Here is a 21,975-nt window from a genome sequence, read left to right as displayed (position 1 = left end):
TGTTGGAAATGCAGCCCTGTCTACCATGCAAGCGCCAGTCCACCCAACTGCTTGGGATCGGGTCTAGCCCTGCCCGTGCGACATGGCCGGGCTTGTCCCGGTCGTCTCCGTCTGCCTATTAGGTTGGAACGTTTAGAGATCATCCGGGTGGAAGCAGTATGCCAAGGCGACTCGAAGGTGAGTTTGATTATATTGTCGTTGGCGCCGGCACGGCCGGCTGCATCCTTGCCAACCGGCTGTCGGCGGAGCCCAGGAATCGCGTCCTCGTTCTCGAGGCCGGCGGTGACGATAACTGGATCTGGTTCCACATTCCGGTCGGCTATCTGTTCGCCATCGGCAATCCACGCTCGGACTGGATGTTCAAGACCGAGGCCGAGCCGGGCCTGAACGGCCGCGCGCTCGCCTATCCCAGAGGCAAGGTGATCGGGGGCTGCTCGGCGATCAACGCCATGATCTCGATGCGCGGCCAGGCCGCTGACTACGATCACTGGCGCCAGCTCGGCATGACCGGCTGGGGTTATGACGACGTGCTGCCGCTGTTTAGACGGCTCGAGGATCACTTCCTGGGCGCAAGCGAGCATCACGGCTCCGGCGGCGGCTGGCGCATCGAGGCGCCGCGGCTGTCGTGGGAGGTTCTCGATGCCGTCGGCGATGCCGCAGAAGAAATGGGCATCAAGCGCATCCCTGACTTCAACACCGGCGACAACGAAGGCACCAGCTATTTCCACGTCAACCAGAAGCGCGGCCGACGCTGGTCGTCGGCGCGAGGCTTCCTCAAGCCGGCGTTGAACCGCTCCAATTTGCGGCTCGAGAATCACGTCCTGGTCGACCGTTTGATCATCGAGCAGGGCCGCGCCGTCGGCCTCCGCTTCATCCAGAACGGCGAGATCATCGAGGCGCGCGCCAACCGCGAAGTGATCTTGTCAGCTGGCTCGATCGGCTCTGTGCAGGTGCTGCATCGTTCCGGCATCGGACCTGCCGACTGGCTGTCGCCGCTCGGCATCGACATCGTCATGGACAAGCCCGGCGTCGGGCGCAATCTGCAGGACCACCTCCAGCAGCGCGCGATCTACAAGGTCGAAGGCGTGCGGACGCTGAACGAAACTTATTACAACTTGTTCCGCCGCGGCCTGATGGGCCTCGACTATGCCTTCCGCCGCCGTGGGCCGCTGACCATGGCGCCGTCGCAGCTCGGCATCTTCACGCGCTCCGATGCGACACGCGCGCGCGCCAACATCCAGTTTCACGTGCAGCCGCTGTCGCTCGACAAGTTCGGCGATCCCCTGCACCGCTTCCCTGCCATCACGGTCAGCGCCTGCAATCTCCAGCCCACTTCGCGCGGCACCGTGCGGCTGCGCTCGTCCATCCCGGACGAGAAACCGATCATCGCGCCAAACTATCTGTCGACCGACGATGACCGGCAGGTCGGCGCCGACGCCATCCGCACCACGCGCCGCCTGATGCAGCAGAAGGCGCTCGCAAAATATCGCCCGAGCGAATATCTGCCCGGACCCACCGTCGGCGACGACGATGCCTCGCTCGCAAAAGCCGCCGGCGATATCGGTACCACGATCTTCCATCCGGTCGGCACGGCCAAGATGGGCACAGTGAGCGACCCCATGGCCGTGGTCGACGAGCGCCTGCGCTTCTATGGCCTTGGCGGTCTGCGCGTCGTCGATGCGTCGATCATGCCGACGATCACTTCGGGCAATACCAACACGCCGACTGCGATGATCGCCGAGAAGGGCGCGGCGATGATTTTGGAGGATGCGAAGTAGCATCCGGTCATGATGATCTGTCACCGCTTTTCATCGGCCTATTTTTCAAAGGTCTCGTGCCCCCGACGCGGCGCAGCACGCAGTGACGCGCCGCAGAGCCGGGGCCCATCACCTCACGAAAACGTCATCGCTCCCCGCGAATAAGCCGACTCCTTCCCCGATCACCTCCCCCGAAGCCCAATTCCGGGCCAAAGGAGACGTGCGATGAGCGGACACGATCACGGCGAAGACGGCGTCAGCCGTCGCAAGGTGCTCGAGTGCATGACTTGGGCCGGCACCGGGGTGCTCTGGACCATCACGGGCGGCGTCCCGCGCTCGCTGGGCATCATCGATTCGGCCGAGGCCGCCACAGCCGCGGCGCCCGGCATGGCCTTCCTCCAGATCAGCGACAGCCATGTCGGATTCGACAAGCCGGCCAACCCGAACGCGCTGGGCACGCTGGAGGAAGCCGTCAACAAGATCAATGCGATGCCGACCAAGCCGTCGTTCATGATCCACACCGGCGATATCACCCATCTGTCCAAGGCGTCCGAGTTCGACAACGCCGATCGCATCATCTCGCAGTCCAAGTTGGACGTGCACTACGTGCCGGGCGAGCATGATTTCCTCGACGAGGAAGTGAAGTTCTATCGCGAGCGTTACGGCCGCGGCACCAAGGGCGCGGGCTGGTATTCCTTCGACGCCGGCGGCGTGCACTTCGTCGGCCTCGTCAACGTCGTCGACCTCAAGGCCGGCGGCCTCGGCAATCTGGGCGCCGAGCAGCTCGCCTGGCTCGAGGACGATCTCCGTGGCAAGTCGAAATCGACGCCCATCGTCTTGTTCGCGCATATCCCGCTCTGGACCGTCTATCCGGAATGGGGTTGGGGTACCGAGGACGGCGGCCGCGCGCTCGAATACGTCAAGGGCTTTGGTTCGGTCACCGTTCTCAACGGCCACATCCATCAGGTGATGCAGAAGGTCGAGGGCAACCTCACCTTCCACACCGCGCGCTCGACCGCCTTTCCGCAGCCGGCACCGGGCACCGCCCCTTCCCCCGGGCCGATGAAGGTCGAGGACGCCAAGCTCCGTTCGATGCTGGGGGTCGCGAGCATCAACTTCAAGCAGAACGAGCAGCGGCTCGCGATCATCGACACGCCGCTCCAGGGTTGATTCAGGGCTGAACGGAAGCTGACAAATGAGGACACTCAATCGCCGCGACTTCGGGGTCGACCTCGGTCTCACTTTGGCCGCGGCCATCCTGCTGCCGCTCACGACCGCCCGTGCCGAAGGCACCGAGATGGAGGTGCATATCGACAACTTCGTCTTCCAGCCGGCGGAGCTCAAGATCAAGGTGGGCACGACCGTGACGTGGACCAACCGGGACGACATCCCGCACACCGTGGTGTCGGCCGGCAAGTTCAGGTCCAAGGCCCTGGACACCGACGACAAGTTCACGTTCACCTTCACCGATGCGGGCGACTACAAGTATTTTTGTTCGTTGCACCCGCATATGACGGGGATGATCAAGGTTGAGTAACGTCTCCAACCAAGGCATCTCTGTCTTGCCCGGCCGGTGGTCCCACGCCGGCCGGGCCCGCGTGCCTGCGGTCAGGCCCAAAGGCGAAACCACGGACGAAACGCAGCAAGAGGCAAAGCGAGAGGCGATGCCCGTCAGCGACGATTTCCAGAAGGCGCAGCGCTTCCGCGAGGCGGCCCTGCCCTATCTCGACGACGTCTACACGCTCGCACGCTATCTGCTGCGCGACGCCTCCGACGCGGAGGACGCGGTGCAGGAATGCTATCTGCGCGCGCTGAAGCACTTTGACAGCTATCGAGGCCCGGCCATGAAGCCGTGGCTGTTCGCGATCCTGCGCAATGTCTGCAACGCCGAATATGCCCGGCGCGCGCATTCGCACGCCGCGATCGAGGACACGCCCGGCGCCACCGACCAGACGCCGATGTGGCAGGAGAACGAGGCGAGCCCGGAGAAGGAAGTCTTGCGTAACCGCGACGCCGGCGCCATCCGCAAGATGATCGACGCACTCGCCGAGCCGTTCAGGGAGACCTTCGTGCTGCGGGAGATCAACAACCTGTCCTATCGCGAAATTGCGGAGGCCGTCGGCGTCCCCGTCGGCACCGTGATGTCCCGCCTCGCTCGTGCCCGCGCCATGCTGCGCGCGGCCTGGACGGCGGAAGAGGAGCACTCGAAATGACCTGCGACGAAGCAAAAACCCTGCTTCACGCGCTGCTCGACAACGAGCTCGATGCCGGCCACGCGCGCGCGGTCGAAGCCCATATCGCCACCTGCTCGGCCTGCGCGGCCGAATTCGAAGCCCAACGCGAGATGAAGCGCGTGCTGGCCGACACCGAGCTGCGCTACAGCGCGCCGGCTAGTCTGCGTGCCCGTATCGAGGCGTCGATGCCGCAAGCGCGGCCGCAGCCGAGCCGGCGTTCCGTGCTGCGAGGTTTCGCAATGGGCTCGGCGGTCTCTGCGCTCGCCGCCTCCGGCGTCTTCGCGGTGGTGCTGCGTCAGGACGACCAGCAGCGCATCCTTTCGGAGGTCGTCTCCGCGCATCTGCGTTCGCTCCAGGCCGGCCACCTTATCGACGTCGTCTCGTCCGACCAACACACGGTCAAACCCTGGTTCAACGGCAAGCTCGACGTCGCCCCGCCCGTGATCGACCTCACTGCGCAAGGCTTTACGCTGGTCGGCGGCCGGCTCGACTATGTCGATGCCCGCGCCATCGGTGCCGTCGTCTACCGGCGACGGCAGCACATCATCAACCTGTTCGTGGCACAGACCGCGAGCATCGAGCATCGGCCGCCGAAGACGCAGACCATGCAGGGCTTCAACTGCCGCCGCTGGGGCGAGCGCGGCCTGAACTTCTGGGCCGTCAGCGATATCGGCGGCGACGAGCTCACCGAGTTCGTGGACAAGTTCGAGGCGGCGATGAAGGCGAATGTGGAGGGGTAGTCATCTCGCCGTCATTGCCGAGATGCCGCGGCAAGAGATCAAGCCGACCGCCGCACCGCGTTGTCGACCAGCGTCTTGCCGAGCGACCAGATCGCACCGGGGACCTTGTGGCTGCCGGCGATGACGTCGTCGAAGGCGCGCTCGATCCAGCTGCAGTCTTCTTCGGTGATGGTGAGCGGCGGCAGCAGCTTGATGGTGTGGCTGCCATGGCCGGCGACCTGGGTGAGGATCTTGTGATCCTTGAACAGCGGCACGGTGATGAGCTGGCAGAACAGGCCCTTGTTGGCGGCCTCCAGCACGTTCCACGAGGCCCGCAGCCGCAGCGATTTCGGCGGCCCGAACTCGATGCCGATCATCAGGCCCTTGCCGCGGACTTCCTTCAGCAGTTCGTAGCCGGGCACCATACGCGTGAGCGCCAGGCGAAGTTCGGCGCCGCGCTTGGCGGCGGACTCGATCAGCTTCTCCGATTCCATCACATCGAGCGTGGCAATGCCCGCGGCCATCGCGAGATCGTTCTTGGAGAACGTCGAACCGTGCACCACCGCGCGGTCCATTTGGTTGAAGATCTTGTCGAAGATGCTCTTGCGCGTCAGCACGGCGCCGACAGGCACGTGGCCGCCCGAGAGCGACTTCGACAGCAGCACCATGTCGGGCTCGACGTTCCAGTGCTCGACCGCAAGAAAGCGTCCGGTGCGGCCCATGCCGGTCTGGATCTCGTCGGCGACGAACAGCGTGCCGTATTTCTTGCAGAGCGCGGCCGCGCCCGGCAGGAACTCGTCAGAGGGCATGTTGACGCCCTTGCCCTGGATCGGCTCGACCACAAAGGCCGCGACCTCGCGCGAGGCCAGCGCCTTCTCGAGCGCGGCGAGATCATTGAACGGAACCGAGGTGCAACCCGGCAGCAGCGGCTCGAAGCCGGTGCGGAAGTTCGGATCACCTGTCAGCGACAGCGCGCCGTAGGTGAGGCCATGGTAGCCGTGGGCGCAATAGACGATGCCGGGGCGGCCGGTTGCGCCGCGGGCGAACTTGATCGCGGCCTCGACGCATTCCGCGCCGGAATTGGCGAAGAACGCCTTGTCGAGATAGGGAACATACTTCAGGAGCCGCTCGGCCAGCACGCCGGCGAGCACCGAAACATCGAACTGGACGAGATTGGGCAGATCGGCGTCGAGGACGCTTTTCAGCGCGTCCCGCATCACCGGATGATTGCGTCCGATCGCGAACACGCCGAAACCGGACAGGAGGTCGAGATAGCGCGCGCCCTCGCGATCGTAGAGGTACTGCCCCTGCCCCTTCTGGAAGCCGACATCGTAGCCGATGGTCTTGAGAACCCGGACGAACTGTTCGTTCAGGTGCCTATTATGCAGGATGCTGCGCTGGGCCTGACGGTCCGCGAACAACTGGGACATGTCTGGAATTGGACTGTTCATCCGCTACATACTTCGGTTGAGGGCCGCTTCGTCAACTGAAAACGGTCAGCGAACGGAAAAGGGTCTGTGCGGCCTTTTGCCCTTTTTCGGACCATCTTCGCAAGCACAGCTTTAGACCATGTTGTACTGCCGAGGAACACTCATGCGTTTGGCCTTTTACACCGGACTAATACTGGCAGGCGGTTACACCGGCCTGACACCAGCGCTCGCGGCCGATCCCACCGGCGACTGGCGGGTTGCCGACGGCGTCGCCAACATCCGAGTCGCCCAATGCAATGGCAGCATGTGGGGCGCCGTTTCCTGGGAAAAGAAGCCCGGCGGCCGCGACGAGAACAACCCGGATGTCTCAAAAAAGAACAGGCCGACGCTGGGCATGGCGACCCTGATCAACATGAAGAAGACCGCCGGCGCCGAGCAGTGGGAAGGTCAGGTCTACAACGCCAAAGATGGCCAGATGTATAGTGCGACCATCACGCCTGTCGGCGCTGACCAGCTCGAGATCAAGGGCTGCGTGCTGGGCTTCCTGTGCGGCGGCGAGACCTGGACCCGCGTCGGTCCCCCGATTCCCTCGAGCCCCGCCAACGCCATGGCAAAGAGCGCGCCAAAAACCACGGGGGCGGCGCCGAAGGCGGCGTCGGGCGCCGCAGCACCCGCACCGATGACAGCGGCGCCAAAGACTGCGGCCGCGGCCAAGCCTGGTCAGAAAGGTGCCCCCGATCCCGTCGGTGACATCTGCCTACTCCCTGAGATTGCGGGGTTTACCCATTAGGGCCGGCTGAAACAGCAGCACTGCGGCAAGCGTCGTCACCAGCGAGAGTGCGAGCAGCTTGCCCATGCTGGACGTGCCCGGATGGCTCGACAGCCACAGGCTGCCGAATGCGGTCGCCGTCGTCAGTGCGCTGAAAAAGATCGCGCGCGTCAGGCTGGTCTGAAGCAGGTTTGTCCTGCCGGATCGCCAAGCCACGACATAATAGATCTTGAAGGCGACACCGACGCCGAGCAGCAGCGGAAACGCGACGATGTTGGCGAAGTTGAGCGGCAGGCCGATCAGCACGCAGATCTCGAGCGTGACCGCGCCTGCAACCAGCAACGGCACCAGCGTCATCGCAACGTCGACCAGGCGGCGCAGGGTGATCCACAGCAAGAGGCTAATCACCAGCAGCGCGTAGATGCCGGCATGGATGAACGCTCTCACCACGGTGTCACCGGATTTCAGGATGGAGACCGGTCCGCCGATCGCCGTCGGCTCCGCCTCGAGCACGGCCGCCGCGAACTTGCGCAGCGTGTCGTTGTCGTTGGGATCGCCCTTCGGCTGAGCTTCGACGCGGATGATGCCATCCTTGCTCTTCCAGGCGCTGACGAGATCGGGCGGCAGTGACTTCAGAGTGACAGGCTCGGCCTGCATCGCCTTCCTGAGCTGGTCGAACACGATCTTCATCGGCGTTACGAATACGTCCTGCGCCTTGTTGCGGGTCGCTTCGTCGGCATTGGCGAGCTTTTCGAGCGCGTCCGCCAGGCGGCGCGAGGCGACCGCGCCAGGGCCCTTTGCGTCACCTGCCGTGCGGCGCAGATTGTCGACCGAGGATTTCAGCGCCTCGACATTCTCCTGATCCGACGGCGCCGCGTCGATCTGATCCGGATTGAGCGCGGGATTCAGGATCTTGGCGCCCTGCGCGATCAGCTTCAGCTTCGGCTGCTGGTCCTCCGGCACGAAACTGTCGAGCGACATCACCCGCAGCACCTCCGGCACCTTCTCGAGCTTCGCTTCGACCTGCTTGGCCTGCTCTTCAGACGTGGTCATCACGTTGATGGCGTTGGCGCCGGTGTTGGGGTCCTTGCGCAAGTCGAGGAAGGTCGCGATCGACTCGGCGTTCGGGTTGCGCAGGTTCATCGGGTTGAAGTCGAACTTCATGAAGTAGAGCAGTGGCAGGCCGGCGACCGCGAGCAGCAGCGTGCCACCAACGACCAGCACGCGGTGCTTCTCCAGGAAGTGATCGAGCGGTGCGAGGAATGCGTAGCCGACCGGTTCCTTTTCGCCGGGCGGGTTGAGCAGCTTGAGCATTGCCGGCAGCACGGTGATCGAGGAGATGAACGCCACCAGCATGCCGACGCCGGCGATCTGCCCCAGCTCGGCGATGCCCTTGTAGTCGGTCGGGATGAAGCAGAGGAAGCCGGCTGCGGTGGCCATCGCAGCGAGCGACAGCGGGATCGCCGAGCGTCTGGCAGCAAGCACCAGCGCCTTGCCGAGATCATCGACCTTATAACGTTCCGAGCGGTAGCGGACGCTGTATTGGATACCGAAATCGACGCCGAGGCCGACGAACAGCACCGCGAACGCGATCGACAGCAGATTGAGCGAGCCGACCATCATCAGGCCGGCGGCGGTGGTGATCGCGAGGCCGACGAAGAGATTGACGAATACGGCGAAGATGATCTTCGCTGAATGCAGCGCCAGCCACAGGATGAACAGCACGACCACAACGGTGCCGATGCCGTTGACGACGGCGCCCTCCTGGACGGTCGCGTATTCCTCGTTGGCAATCGGAACCGGACCGGTCAGCCGCACGCGCGCGTGGTACTTGGTCGCGAAGTCGAGATCCGCCGCCGCCTTGCGGATCGCGTCGGTGGCGTCCTTGCCAGGCTCAAGCGCGTTGTAGTCAAGGATCGGCTTGAATTCGATGAAGGCGCGCTTGTCCGAGTCCTGTAGCGGCTGGTCGCTGACGAGCTCACGCCAGGAGAAGGTCGCGTTGCCCTTGTTGAGCACGGTCTCGACCGTCTGCGAGATCAGATTGAACGGCCGCTCGGTGCTATCGAGCTTGACCTGACCACGCTTGACGCCGGCGAGCCCGGTCTCCAGCGCACCGGTGAGGCCGCGGATCGACGGATCGCCGGCCATGATCTCGATCAGGGGCGCCGCGGATTCGAACTGGCCGGTGATCTTGCCGACCTCTTCGGTCGGAAGAAACAGCAGGCCGTTCTTCTCGAAGAACTCGCCGGTGCCGAGTTGCTGAATGGCGACGAAATTGACCTTGTCGTCCTTCAACTTGGCATACAGCGTGTCCGCCGCCGCCGTCGTCAGCTCCGGCGTCGCGCCTTCGACGACCGCCAGGATCGTCGCATCGCGGTCGAAGGCACGGTCGAACTGCTGGTCGCGCTGACGCCAGTCGAGTTTCTGCGAGATCAAGGAATTGATGTCGGTATTGATGGCGAAGTGCCGGGACGTGTAATAGGCCGCCCCCACCGCCAGCAGGAGCCCCAGAACGACGACGAGGGAGGCAAACCGGGTACAGGCCCTGACGATGGCAACGACTACGCTTTGCAGCACTTCTTTTCTTTCTGGTGTTAACAGCCTGCCGGAAACGCCCGGCTGTTTATCGGAGTTCCCGGGCGAAACCTATTGCTGTTTTGAGTAACTCCCGCTGGAACCAGGTTCGAAGTAAACTGCGGGAGACCATGGCAAAATCTTGCGGCGCGGCCGGTATAGCCGGGGAGTTGAGGCCGTAAAGTGACGAAGGGGTGAGCCAGAACTGTTGCCGTTTTGCTCACCAAGAGCAGCGTATTATACTACCTCTGATTCACCCATCCGGGAACCCGAGGTCTACTGCACCTTCCCTTATTGCCGATTTTTTGACACAAAGTGCTGTGCTTGCAGGTGCGCCGCGCCAGCCGTCAGGTGGGCAGTTACAGCGGCTGCGATACCAATGGTGCGGATTTTGCAGCATTGGTCCTTATCAGAGTGCCCCCGGGGACAATTGAGCGGATTGGTGCAATTTGCGTGATGGACGTCCAATGGAAGTTTATCTGGCGCAGCCGCGCGGCTTTTGCGCGGGCGTGGTGCGCGCCATCGAGATCGTGGAGCGGGCGCTGGAGAAATACGGGCCGCCCGTCTATGTGCGCCACGAGATCGTGCACAACAAATACGTCGTCGAGAGCCTGAAGAACAAGGGCGCCATCTTCGTCGAGGAGCTGTCCGAGGTTCCGCCGAAGGCCGTGACGGTATTCAGTGCCCATGGCGTGGCCCGCAGTGTCGAGGAAGAGGCAGCCGCGCGCGATCTTCCCGTGCTCAACGCCACCTGCCCACTGGTCACGAAAGTTCACAATCAGGGGAAACGCTACATCACGAAAGGCCGCACCCTGATCCTGATCGGCCATGCCGGCCACCCCGAGGTGGAGGGCACGATGGGCCAGGTTCCCGGGCCGGTTCTGCTGGTCCAGAGCGTCGACGAGGCCAGGGCCCTGGCGCTGCCGGCGGATACGCCAGTGGCCTACATCACCCAGACCACACTGTCCGTCGACGATACCAGGGACATTATCGGAGCCCTTCAGGCCAAATTTACAGATATTCAAGGCCCAGACATCCGGGATATCTGCTATGCGACACAGAACCGCCAATCTGCGGTAAGGGACTTGAGCAAGCTGGTGGACGTGATTTTGGTGGTGGGCGCCGCCAATAGCTCGAACTCGAACCGGCTCCGCGAGATCGGCACTGAGGCCGGTGTCGCGAGTTATCTGATCGCCGATGGAAGCGAGCTCAATCCCGAGTGGTTGAATGGCGCCAGGTCCGTCGGCCTCACGGCCGGCGCCTCGGCGCCCGAGGTGCTGGTGGATGACGTGATCGAAGCGCTGCGGCGGATCGGACCGGTGACGGTCTCGGTACTCCCCGGCCGCGAGGAAAACATCGAATTCCGGCTTCCGGCCGAATTGGCTGCGAGCTGACCTACCTGAATTTGAAGCCCAGAAAGAAACGTGTAATGGCAATCCCCTTCTTCAAGGAAATGCGTATCGGCGGCTATTTGCTCAAGCAGAAACTGCTTGGCCGCAAACGCTATCCGCTCGTGCTGATGCTGGAACCCTTGTTCCGCTGTAACCTCGCCTGCGTCGGCTGCGGCAAGATCGATTATCCGGATGCGATCCTCAACCGCCGCATGACCGCGCAGGAATGCTGGGACGCGGCCGACGAGTGCGGCGCCCCGATGGTGGCGATTCCCGGCGGCGAGCCGCTGATCCACAAGGAGATCGGCGAGATCGTGCGCGGCCTCGTCGCGCGCAAGAAGTTCGTCTCGCTCTGCACCAACGCGCTGCTGCTCGAGAAGAAGCTCGACCTGTTCGAGCCGTCGCCCTACCTGTTCTTCTCCGTCCATCTCGACGGCCTCAAGGACCATCACGACAAGGCCGTGTCGCAGCAGGGCGTGTTCGACCGCGCCGTCTCCGCGATCAAGGCGGCGAAGGCCCGCGGCTTCACCGTCAACGTCAACGCCACCATCTTCGACGGCCATCCGGCCGAGGAGATCGCGAAATTCCTCGACCTCACCGTCGAGCTCGGCGTCGGCGTCTCGATGTCGCCCGGCTATGCCTATGAGCGCGCGCCGGACCAGGAGCACTTCCTCAACCGCACCAAGACCAAGAAGCTGTTCCGCGACGTCTTCGCGCTTGGCAAGGGCAAGAAGTGGAACTTCATGCACTCCGGCCTGTTCCTCGACTTCCTCGCCGGGAACCAGGAGTACGAGTGCACGCCGTGGGGCATGCCCGCGCGCAACATTTTCGGCTGGCAGAAGCCCTGCTACCTGCTCGGTGAAGGCTACGCCAAAACCTTCAAGGAGCTGATGGACACCACCGACTGGGAGACCTACGGAACCGGCAAGTACGAGAAGTGCGCCGACTGTATGGCCCATTGCGGCTACGAGCCCACGGCCGCGACCGCAGCCCTCAACAACCCGATCAAGGCGATGTGGGTGTCGCTGCGCGGCATCAAGACCTCAGGCCCCATGGCGCCGGAGATCGACATGTCGAAGCAGCGCCCGGCGCAGTACATCTTCTCGGAGCAGGTCCAGAAGAAGCTCTCCGAGATCCGCAAGGACGAGGCCGAAGCCGCCGCGGCGAAGGCTGCGCGGAAGGCTTCGACAGCCGCATAAGGGCGCCAGCCGGCGAAAACAACAAGGCCCGGTCGTCGATCGCGATCGGGCCTTTTCTTTTGTTCGGGCCTAGCTAGAGCCCGTAGCCCGCATGAAGGCACGCGGGCGGCGGACAAGTCGCTCTGCACGGATCAAAAACAAATCAAAAACAAAAAGGCCCGATCGCATCGCGACCGGGCCTTTTGTTTTGTTCAGTTCGAAGACGCCTTCAGGCCGCTTCAGCGGCGAGCGCCTCGCTGTCCGCGAGCTCCGTACCGATCAGAAAATCGCGGCAGCCGCGCAAGGAGCGCAGCGCGCGGTTGAAGTCGATTCCCGTAGAGACCAGGGCATGCAGCGTCGCGGGATTGCGCACGATGCCGCGCAGGACGGCAGCGAGGTCGATCTGGCCGTTCGGCTTGATGGCTGCGCGGGCGATGGCCGGCAGCGCGCGGTGAGCGGGGTCGCTGATGACGCGGACCGCGGCGAACGGCAGGCCGGCCTCGGCGGCGTAGGCGGCGGCGATGTGGCTTTCCATGTCGACGGCAAAGGCGCCGGTTTCGGAATGCAGCGCCGCCTTGCACGATGAGCCGGTGACCACTTCCTCGGCACCGGCAAGGCTGCCGCGCACCACCCGGCGCCGGCCGGAGGTCAGCTTGTCGATGAGGTCGTCACTGAGCGAGAGGCCGGCGCCCCAGCGGTCATCGCCCGAAAGCACCTCGGTCGCCACCACGACGTCGCCGGAGCGCAAGCTCGGGTCGAGCCCGCCGGCCACACCGAACGAGATCACGCCGCGAATCGAATCAGGATCCACCACCGTCAGCAGCGCCCGCAACTGCGCCGGGCTGCTCGACGAGCAAATGACGGCCATGCCGGGCCCGGCCGCAATGCGGGCCTCCTGCACCAGTCCGGTCACAATCAATATCGGGCGCGGATCAATGGCTTGACCCGCGGTCACACAGTCCCCCGTCCCCGTCGTCACATCCCGACCCCTACCACCCTGCTGTTGGTGTTCCGCAAGTTCCGATATCGCGCCAGCGCCCACAGCGGGAAGAACTTCGGGTAACCATGATACCGCAGATAGAACACGCGGGGGAAGCCTGTGGCGGTGTAACGCTGTTCATCCCACAGTCCTTTTTCGTTCTGTGTTGCAATCAGGTACTCCACCCCGCGGGCGACGGCCGGGTGATCAACCTCGCCTGCAGCCATCAGGGCAAGCAAGGCCCATGCCGTTTGCGAGGCTGTCGACGGGGCCGGTTCCCACCCCCTGTAGTCCAGCCGGTAGCTGACGGCGTCCTCGCCCCAGCCGCCGTCCTTGTTCTGGATCGAGGCGAGCCAGCCGGCCGCCTTGCGCATCATCGGGTCGCTGTGGGGGACTCCGGCCATGTTCAGCGCGCAGAGCACCGACCAGGTTCCATAGATGAAGTTCATGCCCCAGCGGCCGTACCAGGACCCCTCGGGGTGCTGGGTCTTGCGCAGATAGGCGACGCCATCGGCGACCTGCTTGCTGGTCTTCTCGGTCTCGCCGAGCTGGGCCAGCATCGAGATGCAGCGCCCGGTGACGTCCTCAGTCGGGGGATCGAGCAACGCGCCGTGGTCCGAGAACGGGATGTTGTTGAGGTAGTATTCGAGGTTGTTGACGTCGAAGGCCGCCCAGCCGCCGTCGTCGCTCTGCATGCCCCCGATCCACTCGCGGCCGCGGTCGATCGCGGCATCATAGCCGGCGACGCCGTGCTCGCGGCGCATGCGGTCCATCGACATCACCACCACGGCGGTGTCGTCGAGATCGGGGTAATGCGGATTGTTGTACTGGAACGCCCAGCCGCCGGGACGCACGTCGGGCCGCTTCACCGCCCAGTCGCCCTTCACCTGAAGCTCCTGCCGCGGGATCAGCCAGTCGAGGCCCTGCTTGGCCGCAGGCACCGCCTTGTCGCCGCCGGCCTCTAACAGCGCATGCGCGGTCAGCGTCGTGTCCCACACCGGCGAGACGCAGGGCTGGCAATAGGCTTCATCGCCGTTGATGACGAGCAGCTTGTCGATGCCCCGGCGCGTGATCGCGCGGGGCGGGAAGTTCTCGTCCTTGCCGAGCGCGTCGTACATCATGACGATGTTGGCCATGGGCGGATAGATCGCGCCCATGCCGTCCTCGCCGTTGAGCCGCTCCTCAGTGAAGGCAAGCGCGGCATCGATCGCGCGCTTGCGCAGGCGTTTCGGAAACATCGGCTCGATCACGCGCAAGATGCCGTCGAGCGCGCGGAACAGCACGAACCAGGCCATGCTCTGGTGCGGCGCCTTGGCGGTCATCCCGATCGAGCGCGGATCCTGCAGGAACAATTCGTCGATGCCCACGCCCTTGGGATTCTTCGCGCGCGGCTTCAGCGCGGCGATCACCATCAGCGGCACCATGGTGGTGCGCGCCCAATACGAGATCTTGTTGAGGTGGAACGGCGACCAGAACGGCAGCAGCACGATCTCGATCGGCAGCACCGGCACCGCGCGCCAGGTCACGACGCCGAAGGTCGCGAGCAGGAAGCGGGTGAAGACGTTGCTGTTGACGGCACCGCCGCGCGCATGGATCGCCTCCCGCGCACGCACCATATGCGGGGCATCCACGGAATCGCCGATCATCTTCAGGGCGAAATAAGCCTTCACGCTGGCGCTCATGTCGAACTCGCCGTCATGCACCAGCGGCCAGCCGCCATGAGCACCCTGAACGCGGCGCAGATAATTGCCGATCTTGGCCTCGAGCGCGGTGTCGACCGGCTCGGCGAGATAATGGCGCAGCAGGATGTATTCGGCCGGAATGGTGCAGTCGGCCTCGAGCTCGAAAACCCAATGGCCGTCGGATTGCTGCAAGCCGATCACGCCTTGCGTGGCTGACGCAATGCTCGATTCCAAAGCTTCGCGGCTGGTCGCGTTCACGGAATCCATGTCGCTCGATTGCTCCTGATGTCGATTGAAGATGGCCGGGACATTGCCCGCAGGGCCCTCGTCAGGATCCTTTGGCGGCCAAAACCAGATCGGCGGCGCGATCACCTGACCGGACCGATCCCTCGATCGTTGCAGGCAGTCCCGTAGCAGTCCAGTCGCCGGCAAGGAACAGATTTTTCAGCGCAGTGGCCGGCCCCGGGCGCAGGGCATTCTGCGCCGGCGTTGCCGCAAATGTGGCGCGGCGCTCACGCACGATCTGCCACGGCGGCAACTCGCCGGAGACACCGCCGGCTGCGCAGACGTCGCTCCAAATCGCCTGCGCGAGTTCCTCGCGCGGCATGTCGACGAGACGATCGCCATTGCTGATGGTGACCGACAGCCGGTTCGGGAACGCGAACAGCCATTCCACGACACCGCCGATGACGCCGAGGATCGGCGCCGAACCCGGCGGCGGCTCAAAGCGGAAATGCGCATTCACGATGGCGCGGAATTCGGTCGGCGCAGTCAGGCCCGGCAGCAGGCTCGTCGCCGCGCGGGGCGGCACCGCCATCACGATCACATCGCCCGCAGCAAGCTGGACCACGTCCTCGCCGCCGAAATTGAGCGCGCTGACCTTGCCGTCGGTGGTGACGAAGGAGCGCAGCTCATGGCCGAGCTGAACGGTGTGCCCGCGCTCAGTCAGGAATTTCACGGCGGGCTCGATCAGCACGGCGCTGAGGCCGTCGCGCGCGATCAGGGGACGGCAGGCCTGCCCGCCCGCCAGCAGCGTCTCGCGCACGATCGCGCCGGCAAGCCCGGCCGAGCCCTCGGGCGGATCGACGTTGAGCGCGGCGAGCAGCAGCGGCTGCACCAGGCGATGATAGAGCGTGCCTTCGCACGGAATGGACTTGCCGACCAGCGTCTGCTCCGACGCCCAGATCAGCGGCGCCAACTTGAGATAATCGGTGAGACCCGTATCAGGGACGCGGCGGCTCTCGTCGAGCACCCAGGCAGGCCAGCGGCCATTGCCGAGATCGATCTGCCAGCGCTGTCCGGTCTTGATGTCGACGAAGGGAAACTGCGCGCTGTCGGGCCCGACCAGGCCCGCCTCGGTGCCGATCGCGCGCGCATAGGCCCGCGCGTGGCTGTTGCCCGACAGCAGCAGATGATTGCCATTGTCGATCATGAGATTGGTAGCGCCGTCGAAATAGGAGCGGCAGCGGCCGCCGGCCTGGTGCGTCGCCTCGTGCACGGCGACCTTGTAGCCGGCATTGCCGAGCCGCACGGCGGCGGAGAGGCCGGAAATTCCGGCGCCAATGATGTGAGCTGTGTTTTGCATCAGATGAAAGCGTAGCGGAGCAGGATCGCGAAGCGTGCGACCTTCGACACACGCACAGGCTCGCGTGGCGCGTTGAAGCCGCGCGCGATCAGAAGGTCCAGAATGGAATGGTAGTATTTCGACATGATCCTGGGCGCGCGCACCGCGCGGCGCCTGTTGCGGTTCATGATCTCGTCCGACTTCTCGAAATGCGCCTTCGCGCGCTGCGTCAGCGGCAGGCAGACTTTCGGCAGCGCGCGCTCGGCGATCACGCGGTTCGGATCGTTGGAGGTGATGCCGGCATGCAGCAGCGCCTCGCGCGGCAGATAGAGCCGGCCGAGCGTCGCATCCTCGTCGATGTCGCGCAGGATGTTGGTGAGCTGGAGCGCGCGGCCGAGATGATGAGCGAGTTGGATGCCGTCGTCCTCGGGCAGGCCGAACACCCGCACCGACAAGCGTCCCACGGCGCTGGCGACGCGATCGCAGTAGAGGTCCAGCGTCGCCATGTCGGGCGCGCGGATATCCTGCGGCACATCCATCTCCATGCCGTCGACGATCGCGAGAAAATCCTCGCGCTTCAGCCCGAAGGCCTTCACCGAGGCGACATAGTCCTTCAGCCGCGGCGGAGGATTGCCCCGGTAGAGCGCATCGATGTCGTTGCGCCATTGCTGAAGCGCGGCGAGCCGAACGTCGCGCGGACCGTCGGAATCGGCGATGTCGTCGACCTGGCGGCAGAAGCTGTAGATCTGGAACATCGCCTCGCGCTGGTCGCGCGGCAGGATGCGCATCGCAGCGTAGAAGGAACTGTTCGATGCGGACGAGCCATAATCGGCGCCGGGCGCGGTCGCCTCAAGCGTCATGGGCAGCCCCCGGATTCGAGATGGCCTTGCGGCCGATCGCGCGGCGGCCGATTTCGCCGATCATCCCGGCGAGGCTGAACATGAGCAGTTCGAACTTGTTCAGATGCACGCGCTCGCGCAGGGGATCGCGTACCTTCAACAGGCGCACGATACGATCGGCGTAAGCCTGGATCACCGCGACATCGACCCCGAGACGGATATCCCGGATCTCCGCAGCCAGCGACCTGCCCTCGTTGAGCAATGCTTCGTTGCGCACCGCGAGGCCCTGAAGGCAGGCCAGCATCGCCGGCGGCGATTGTGCAAGCCCGAGTTGCTCGACGGTGGCGCCGTGTGCTGCCAGCGCATCGCGCGGCAGATAGACACGATTGAGCTCGCGGAAATCCTTGCCGCAATCCTGGAGGTGGTTGTTGATCTGCAGGCCCGCACACAGCGCATCCGACGCCGCCCAGGTCGAGGTCGCCTCGCCATGAACGTCGAGCATGAAGCGGCCGACCGGCATGGCCGAATAGCGGCAATAGTGGATGACCTCGTCCCAGGTCTCGTAGCGCAGCTTGGTCACGTCCATGCGAAAGGCGATGAGCACGTCGAGCGCATGGCGCGGCGCCATGGCTCGCTCGGCCAGCGCGCGCCTCAGCGCGACGGCCTCGGCCTGGGTATCGCCCTTGCCGAGCAGTTCCGCCTCGAGCAGGTCGAGATAACGAAGCTTTTCCTCGGCCGGCAGGCTCGCGTGGTCGGCGATGTCGTCGGCGGTGCGGACGAAATTGTAATAGGCCAGGATCAGGGCGCGATGTCGCGGATGAATGATCCAGGACGCGACGGGAAAATTCTCGTCGCGGTCACCCTTGCCGGATCGCAATTCGCTCGCAGAGGTCATCGAGGGCTGATCAACAGTCGTTTGGACAGGAGGGGCTTTTTCGCTCGCGCGGCACATGCCGGCGCTGCCGCGGCCCCCATATAGGGGAATACGGCCGCAAAACCAATCCTGTCTCGCGATGGCAGCCCCGCGGATCGGACTTGAAAAGGCGGCCCCGGGGGCCGCCTTTGTGGGCCAGGGGCCGAGCTTACTGGTTGTGGTTCTTCAGGACCTGGTCGCAGGCCTGCGAGATCTTGGCCCGGTTTTCCTTGAGGCAGGCCAGGACGGTGAAATCGCCCTGGTCGATAACCGGACGGCAGAACTTCTGCACATCGCGCGTGCAGGCCTTCTGCTCGGCTTCGGTGCCGCGGCCGCCCTGCTGGGCGAACGCAGCCGTGGACAGGGAGGCCGACAGCACGGTGAGAGCGACGAAAAGCTTACGCATTGTATTCCTTCATTCTGACGGCAGAATCGCACCAATCCCGGACAGCACAGGGCAGACGACGGGAACGGATTGTTCTGATGGCAAGTTACCGCGGGACGAGAGCGGCACCGGAGAAGGCCACAAGCGCTGGTAAATGCGGCCAAATTGGCGCCGCGCGTACCAAATCAGGTCTTCCCCGATCTTCCTTGGCAGAGGTAACAATTTGATACTACATCGAAATTCTGAGGCGCGGCGTTTTACGGCGGACCTGTTGCAGAGCTGCATCTGTCAGATCGGCCATTCCGGCCGGAAACACATGGAAACAGAGGGGATCCGGGCCCGGACCGTTGCGAGGCCGCTCTACGAGCCTGAAATCCTGGGCGGCCAGGCTTTTGGACCTGACGCAGCCTCTTGAACCTGACCCAGCCTCACAACACTAAACGTTCGATGTGGCGAGACGATCTGCGATGCAGCAGGCGTCGTTCCAAAACGGGATATTGATGATGAAATTCTTTGGGCGATCTGAACTGGCAATCAAGGCGGCCGGCATTGGCGCTGCGCTGCTCTTCTCAGTTGCGGCAAGCCACGCTCAGTCGTCCGGTCCCTTCGCCGGTTTCGACGGGGCATGGACCGGCACCGGCACAGTGTCGCTGTCCGATGGCTCGACCGAGCGCATCCGCTGCAAGGCGGACTACAAGGTCGCCGGCACCGGCCTCAGCCTCAAGCAGGCGCTGCACTGCGCGTCCGACAGCTACAAGTTCGACCTCACGAGCGACGTGACCAGCCAGGGCGAGCGGATCTCCGGCAACTGGAGCGAGTCCAACCGCAACATCTTCGGCAATCTGCAAGGCACCGCCGGCGGCGGCCAGATCGACGTGTTCGTCGAGGCCAACGGCTTTGCCGCAAATCTGTCGCTGCGCACCAACGGCTCCAAGCAGACCGTGCAGATCTCGTCCAAGGGCGAGATCCGCGGCGTCAACATCACCATGACGAAGGGCTGATCGTCCTCTCTTCTCGAAAGAAAAAAGCCCCGGCTCTCACGAACCGGGGCTTTTTGCTGACGAGAATTTGTTGAGGCCGCTCAGATCGCCGGCTTGTCGGGGCCCTGAAGCCGGGCGTGCAGATTGATCAGCCACATCGCCGTCGGCCGCAGGATGAAGAGGTCGGCGACCAGCGCCGCCACCATGGAGAAGGCGCTGAGCCAGCCGAACAGCCGCAGCGACGGCAGGTCCGAGAACACGGTGACGACGAGGCCGCAGGCCAGCACCACCGTGGTCAGGATCAGCGCCGGGCCGACCAGCACGGTCGCGCGCTCCACCGCCAGCGCCGAGCCGACGCCCGGTTTACTCTCCAATCGCAGACGATTGAGGAAGTGGATGGTGGCGGAGAGGCCCAGGCCGAACGAGACGGTGAGCGCGACGACGCTGGCAAATTGCAAGCCCTCGCCCATCGCCCACAGCACCGTCCCCGACATCACCACCGGGAAGATACCCGGCAGGATGCAGGCGAACATCACCACCCAGGAGCGGAAGGCGAGGCCAATGAAGATCGCGACCAGCGCGAATTCCACGGTGAGGCCGCGGTTCAGCTTCTCGATCATGCCGGCCGAGTTACGCGCGGCGATGGCGGCGAGACCGGTGACGGCGATCTCGTAGCCGGGATGCTTCTTGCGGACCGCGTCGAGCTCGGAATCGAGCTTGTCGACAATCGGCAGGAGTTGGCTGGAATCCTTGTCCGGCACGCGGCCGGCCACGACCACCGCATCCTGCTCGGCATCGATGAACCGGCGCACCAGATGCTCGGGGATGACGTTCACATATTCCTTGAGCGTCGCGACGTCATCGCTGCCGGCCTTCTCCGCCAGCCAGCGGCGCAGCGTCTCCAGCGACCAGACGTTGCCGACGCCGGCCGCCTTCTCCACGGTCGCGTGCACGTCGGCGATGGTCTGCAGCGTCTCCGGCGAGTAGAGCGTTTCGCCCTTGGGGAACTGGATCAGGACGTTGACCGGATTGGCGCCGGTCAGCTTGGCATCGAGCCGGTTGCTCGCGGCAACCGCCTGACGCTTGTCCGGCACCTGATCGGCAAGCCGGTAGCGCGGCTGCAGATTGGCATAGACGACACCCAGGCTGGCGACGAACAGCAGTGCGATCAGGCTGAACAGGCCGGGCCGGCCGACCATGCGCACCGCGATCCAGTAGCAGAAATTGCGCAGCGCCTGCACGCCGGCATCCGCGCTCTGGAACTTGACCGCAAAGACCTTTTCGTTGCGCACGAACAGCACACCGAACACCGGCACCAGAGACAGCACCGTGATCAGCGCGATGATGGTGGCCGCCAGCCCCGCCTCGCCGAATTTACGGATCAGGTCGGAATCCGAGAATTGCAGCGCGATGAAGGAAATGCCGGCGGTGCCATGCGTCAGCACGCAGGCCGGGCCCACCACCAGCACGGCATTCTTGAACGCGGTGAATTTGTCCTGGCCCGCGATCAGCCGGTCACGCGCGGCGAAGGTCAGCTGCATCGAGTCCGAGAAGCTGATCACCATGATGAGCGGCGTCATCACGTTCAGGAACATGTTGAGATTGAAATTGGCCCAGCCGAGCGCGCCGAGTGCGATCAGGATCGCGATCATCGGCGGGAACGCCGCCACTACCATGAAGGAGATCTTGCGGAAGAAGATGATCGCGATGATGCAGCCGGCGAGAATGCCGAGGATGTTATAGGTGAGGCCGTCGCGCTCGACCGCGTTTCGGATCTCGAGCTGCATCACCGGCACGCCGGAGAGCTGCACGCTGAGCCCGGTGTCGCCGAGATCCTCCTTCATCAGTGCACGGATGTCGCCGACCACCTTGCCGAGCTTGCTGGAGGCGACCACCTCCGGATCGAGCGAGAGCACGATCAGCGCCAGCGTGCCGTCCTCCGACAACAGTTTGCCGCGGATGATCTCGTTGTTCTTGACGGTTTCGATGAACTGATCATAGGCCGCGCCCTCGGGCAGTTCGGCCGGGAACAGCGCGGCCGGCAGCTTGCCCGGCGCGGGCGCCTGGCGGGCCGAGAACAGCGAGACCAGACCGCGGGTACCCTCGACCAGCTGCATGTCGGTGACGAAATCGCGCAGCTTCTCGAGGTTGTTCCGCGCCAGCAGAGTCTTGCCCTCGACCACGACGAGGACGTCGAATTCCTCGGCCGGGAACTTCTTCGTCACCTCTTCGTACTGCTTGAATTCCCGGGTGTTGGAGCGGAACAGCTGCGACAGCGAATCGTCGATCTTGATGCGATGGATACCGAACACCGCGCCGACGATCAGCGCGAGCAGGATGATGCAGGAGACGATCGGCGCCCGGACCGCAATCAGTCCGAGACGCTCCAGGCCGAAGGCGATGGAGGAGGCAGGCCCCTGCTCGACCTTGTCGACATGAACCTCATTCTCGCGGTGCTTTTCGAGCATGCCTTGTCCAATTCCTCAATCGGCTCGGTCTCTGAGCTTAGTGCGCGCGCCCTGCGAACGGCTTGAAAACGCCATACCAATCGGAGGCTTGCCAATGGGAGGCTTGCCCTTTG

At 64.2% G+C, this 21,975-nt stretch carries 18 protein-coding genes; 9 read left to right on the top strand and 9 right to left on the bottom strand.

From position 1 onward, the window contains the following. The first annotated feature begins 158 nt into the window (after positions 1–158). From BM222_RS17895 to BM222_RS17875, 5 genes are all read left to right on the top strand, one after another. Positions 159–1,778 carry a GMC family oxidoreductase gene (locus BM222_RS17895; RefSeq protein WP_092229806.1) on the top strand — a complete coding sequence of 540 codons (1,620 nt, stop codon included), beginning with the start codon at positions 159–161 and terminating at the stop codon, positions 1,776–1,778. Between the two features lie 204 nt (positions 1,779–1,982). Beyond that, a complete protein-coding gene (locus tag BM222_RS17890) occupies positions 1,983–2,927 on the top strand; it encodes a metallophosphoesterase family protein (RefSeq protein WP_092229804.1) in 945 nt (314 codons plus the stop codon). Positions 2,928–2,952: 25 nt separating this feature from the next. Then, positions 2,953–3,294 (top strand): cupredoxin domain-containing protein, encoded by a 342-nt coding sequence (locus BM222_RS17885; RefSeq protein ID WP_092229802.1) that lies wholly within the window; start codon positions 2,953–2,955, stop codon positions 3,292–3,294. Positions 3,295–3,421: 127 nt separating this feature from the next. After that, entirely contained in the window at positions 3,422–3,970 is a 549-nt protein-coding gene (locus BM222_RS17880) for a sigma-70 family RNA polymerase sigma factor (protein WP_177243288.1), read from the top strand. Continuing rightward, positions 3,967–4,731: an anti-sigma factor family protein gene (locus BM222_RS17875; protein WP_092229800.1), complete on the top strand. Its 765-nt coding sequence runs from the start codon at positions 3,967–3,969 to the stop codon at positions 4,729–4,731. The genes BM222_RS17880 and BM222_RS17875 overlap by 4 nt, the downstream gene beginning before the upstream one ends. 38 nt (positions 4,732–4,769) lie before the next feature. Here the strand turns inward: BM222_RS17875 and hpnO are convergent, their stop codons facing one another. Then, positions 4,770–6,161 (bottom strand): aminobacteriohopanetriol synthase HpnO, encoded by a 1,392-nt coding sequence (gene hpnO, locus BM222_RS17870; RefSeq protein ID WP_092229798.1) that lies wholly within the window; start codon positions 6,159–6,161, stop codon positions 4,770–4,772. A gap of 142 nt (positions 6,162–6,303) precedes the next feature. Between hpnO and BM222_RS17865 the strand changes: the two genes are divergently transcribed. Then, positions 6,304–6,930: a DUF2147 domain-containing protein gene (locus tag BM222_RS17865; protein ID WP_177243287.1), complete on the top strand. Its 627-nt coding sequence runs from the start codon at positions 6,304–6,306 to the stop codon at positions 6,928–6,930. Here the strand turns inward: BM222_RS17865 and hpnN are convergent. After that, entirely contained in the window at positions 6,898–9,486 is a 2,589-nt protein-coding gene (hpnN, locus tag BM222_RS17860; protein ID WP_092229794.1) for a hopanoid transporter HpnN, read from the bottom strand. The genes BM222_RS17865 and hpnN overlap by 33 nt on opposite strands. Before the next feature lie 464 nt (positions 9,487–9,950). On the opposite strand from hpnN, the gene ispH reads away from it, so the two are divergent. Then, on the top strand, positions 9,951–10,877 hold the full coding sequence (gene ispH / locus BM222_RS17855; protein ID WP_092229792.1) for a 4-hydroxy-3-methylbut-2-enyl diphosphate reductase: 927 nt from the start codon (positions 9,951–9,953) through the stop codon (positions 10,875–10,877). A 35-nt stretch (positions 10,878–10,912) separates the two neighbouring features. Further along, a complete protein-coding gene (gene hpnH, locus BM222_RS17850) occupies positions 10,913–12,073 on the top strand; it encodes an adenosyl-hopene transferase HpnH (protein WP_092229790.1) in 1,161 nt (386 codons plus the stop codon). Positions 12,074–12,281: 208 nt separating this feature from the next. On the opposite strand, the gene BM222_RS17845 is transcribed toward hpnH, so the two are convergent. The 6 genes from BM222_RS17845 to BM222_RS17820 form a co-directional block, all read right to left on the bottom strand. Then, positions 12,282–13,031, bottom strand: a complete 750-nt coding sequence (locus tag BM222_RS17845; protein ID WP_177243286.1) for a phosphorylase — start codon at positions 13,029–13,031, stop codon at positions 12,282–12,284. Next, positions 13,028–14,980, bottom strand: coding sequence for a squalene--hopene cyclase (shc, locus tag BM222_RS17840; RefSeq protein WP_092229876.1), 1,953 nt, complete (start codon positions 14,978–14,980; stop codon positions 13,028–13,030). Before shc ends, BM222_RS17845 begins: the two co-directional genes overlap by 4 nt. 61 nt (positions 14,981–15,041) lie before the next feature. Then, positions 15,042–16,298, bottom strand: coding sequence for a hydroxysqualene dehydroxylase HpnE (gene hpnE / locus BM222_RS17835; protein WP_092229788.1), 1,257 nt, complete (start codon positions 16,296–16,298; stop codon positions 15,042–15,044). Continuing rightward, complete coding sequence (gene hpnD / locus BM222_RS17830; protein ID WP_092229786.1) at positions 16,298–17,137, bottom strand: presqualene diphosphate synthase HpnD; 840 nt, start codon at positions 17,135–17,137, stop codon at positions 16,298–16,300. The genes hpnE and hpnD overlap by 1 nt, the downstream gene beginning before the upstream one ends. Continuing rightward, positions 17,127–18,011, bottom strand: a complete 885-nt coding sequence (gene hpnC, locus BM222_RS17825; RefSeq protein WP_177243285.1) for a squalene synthase HpnC — start codon at positions 18,009–18,011, stop codon at positions 17,127–17,129. Before hpnC ends, hpnD begins: the two co-directional genes overlap by 11 nt. A gap of 187 nt (positions 18,012–18,198) precedes the next feature. Further along, a complete protein-coding gene (locus BM222_RS17820) occupies positions 18,199–18,435 on the bottom strand; it encodes a cysteine rich repeat-containing protein (protein WP_092229783.1) in 237 nt (78 codons plus the stop codon). Positions 18,436–18,917: 482 nt separating this feature from the next. Here BM222_RS17820 and BM222_RS17810 point away from each other — a divergent pair, with 482 nt between their 5' ends. Further along, a complete protein-coding gene (locus BM222_RS17810) occupies positions 18,918–19,415 on the top strand; it encodes a hypothetical protein (protein ID WP_092229874.1) in 498 nt (165 codons plus the stop codon). Between the two features lie 80 nt (positions 19,416–19,495). Here the strand turns inward: BM222_RS17810 and BM222_RS17805 are convergent, their stop codons facing one another. Then, complete coding sequence (locus tag BM222_RS17805; RefSeq protein WP_092229781.1) at positions 19,496–21,862, bottom strand: efflux RND transporter permease subunit; 2,367 nt, start codon at positions 21,860–21,862, stop codon at positions 19,496–19,498. Positions 21,863–21,975: the final 113 nt, after the last annotated feature.

It is taken from the genome of Bradyrhizobium sp. Gha (assembly GCF_900113735.1).
Taxonomy (GTDB): Bacteria; Pseudomonadota; Alphaproteobacteria; order Rhizobiales; family Xanthobacteraceae; genus Bradyrhizobium.
Note: the sequence above shows the minus strand (reverse complement) of the source record. Positions and strands in the feature narration are given on the sequence as shown.

Excerpts from the sequence above, each read along its gene's own strand:
- BM222_RS17895 (WP_092229806.1), top strand. The coding sequence starts at position 159 with ATGCCAAGGCGACTCGAAGGTGAGTTTGATTATATTGTCGTTGGCGCC.
- BM222_RS17890 (WP_092229804.1), top strand. The coding sequence starts at position 1,983 with ATGAGCGGACACGATCACGGCGAAGACGGCGTCAGCCGTCGCAAGGTG.
- BM222_RS17885 (WP_092229802.1), top strand. The coding sequence starts at position 2,953 with ATGAGGACACTCAATCGCCGCGACTTCGGGGTCGACCTCGGTCTCACT.
- BM222_RS17880 (WP_177243288.1), top strand. The coding sequence starts at position 3,422 with ATGCCCGTCAGCGACGATTTCCAGAAGGCGCAGCGCTTCCGCGAGGCG.
- BM222_RS17875 (WP_092229800.1), top strand. The coding sequence starts at position 3,967 with ATGACCTGCGACGAAGCAAAAACCCTGCTTCACGCGCTGCTCGACAAC.
- hpnO (WP_092229798.1), bottom strand. The coding sequence starts at position 6,161 with ATGAACAGTCCAATTCCAGACATGTCCCAGTTGTTCGCGGACCGTCAG.
- BM222_RS17865 (WP_177243287.1), top strand. The coding sequence starts at position 6,304 with ATGCGTTTGGCCTTTTACACCGGACTAATACTGGCAGGCGGTTACACC.
- ispH (WP_092229792.1), top strand. The coding sequence starts at position 9,951 with ATGGAAGTTTATCTGGCGCAGCCGCGCGGCTTTTGCGCGGGCGTGGTG.
- hpnH (WP_092229790.1), top strand. The coding sequence starts at position 10,913 with ATGGCAATCCCCTTCTTCAAGGAAATGCGTATCGGCGGCTATTTGCTC.
- shc (WP_092229876.1), bottom strand. The coding sequence starts at position 14,980 with ATGGATTCCGTGAACGCGACCAGCCGCGAAGCTTTGGAATCGAGCATT.
- hpnE (WP_092229788.1), bottom strand. The coding sequence starts at position 16,298 with ATGCAAAACACAGCTCACATCATTGGCGCCGGAATTTCCGGCCTCTCC.
- hpnD (WP_092229786.1), bottom strand. The coding sequence starts at position 17,137 with ATGACGCTTGAGGCGACCGCGCCCGGCGCCGATTATGGCTCGTCCGCA.
- hpnC (WP_177243285.1), bottom strand. The coding sequence starts at position 18,011 with ATGACCTCTGCGAGCGAATTGCGATCCGGCAAGGGTGACCGCGACGAG.
- BM222_RS17820 (WP_092229783.1), bottom strand. The coding sequence starts at position 18,435 with ATGCGTAAGCTTTTCGTCGCTCTCACCGTGCTGTCGGCCTCCCTGTCC.
- BM222_RS17810 (WP_092229874.1), top strand. The coding sequence starts at position 18,918 with ATGAAATTCTTTGGGCGATCTGAACTGGCAATCAAGGCGGCCGGCATT.
- BM222_RS17805 (WP_092229781.1), bottom strand. The coding sequence starts at position 21,862 with ATGCTCGAAAAGCACCGCGAGAATGAGGTTCATGTCGACAAGGTCGAG.